This window comes from Comamonas sp. UBA7528 (assembly GCF_002479375.1).
Lineage (GTDB): Bacteria > Pseudomonadota > Gammaproteobacteria > Burkholderiales > Burkholderiaceae_C > Comamonas.
On record NZ_DLMU01000012.1, the window covers coordinates 7,181 to 8,230 of the forward strand.

Below are 1,050 nucleotides of genomic sequence, written 5' to 3' on the forward strand. Positions count from 1 at the left end.
GGCAGGCCTTTTGCTTCTGGGCCGGCATCAAATCCGTTCAGAACGACCGTTTGGCGGCGCAGCCAATCAATGGCGCCGCCGCCAATAGCAGCGAAGCAGGTGGCTTCCTACCATGCCTCCCAGATGCCTCATGAAGGGCATAGGCACAGGGCTTCTCACGCATTCACTCAGAGAGACAAATCATGGCAACCACCACCACCGTTCTCGTTACGCAGCTGACTGGTCAAGCATGGATCCGCGATGCGGATGGCAACCTCACCCCCTTGCGTACAGGCATGCGCATCCCGGTGGATGCACAGCTCGTGACCGCCTCCGGCAGCACGGTCCAGCTGCAAGCCGATGGCCAACCGCCCATGACCGTGGGTGAGAACCAGAACGTGGCTTTGAACAAGGATGTGTTCGAGGATGTTCCCGCGGCCGAAGCAGCCGTGCCTGCTGCCGCTGATGCGCAGGTCGATGGCCTGATTGCGGCTATCAACCAGGGGCAGGATCCGCTGGCGGACCTGGAACCCACCGCTGCAGTGCTGGCGGGTGGTGGTGGTGCTGGCAGCAGCTTCACGCGCCTGTCCAGTGTGGTGGAAGTCACATCGCCACTGGCATTGGCCTACCCGCGTGGCACTTCGGAAGATGTGCAGGACCGTACCAGCGGGGCTGCAGCGGTACAGGCAGCCGCTGCGGATACAACGGCACCCACTGAGCCTGCCGCCTATGCCGGGCAGATCACCTTGAGCGCAGCGGCGCAGGTGATTGAAGGCAACCTGATCGTGGTGACCGCCACGGTCAACAACCCGCCCGTGGGCTCTGACCTGGTCATCACGCTCACTACCGGCCAAACCATCATCATTCCTGTGGGGTCCACCACGGGGAGCGTGGAGATCCCAACCCGTCCTGATGAAGCGCACATACAGGGCACGGATACCTTGACGTTCGAGGTAGGCGGCACAACGGGCGGCGGCTACACCAGCCTGGACACCGGCAGCCCAGCCAGCACGGATGTGGTGGACGATCAAGACACCGCCACCGTGAGCCTGCAGGGAACGAGTGCGGTGG

General features: G+C 63.1%; 1 protein-coding gene. It reads left to right on the forward strand.

Annotated features, from left to right (window positions below; translation table 11 throughout):
* Positions 1–182: 182 nt before the first annotated feature.
* Positions 183–1,050 (forward strand): retention module-containing protein (locus B3349_RS15335; protein WP_291590020.1); only part of this gene is annotated, 868 nt, incomplete at its 3' end.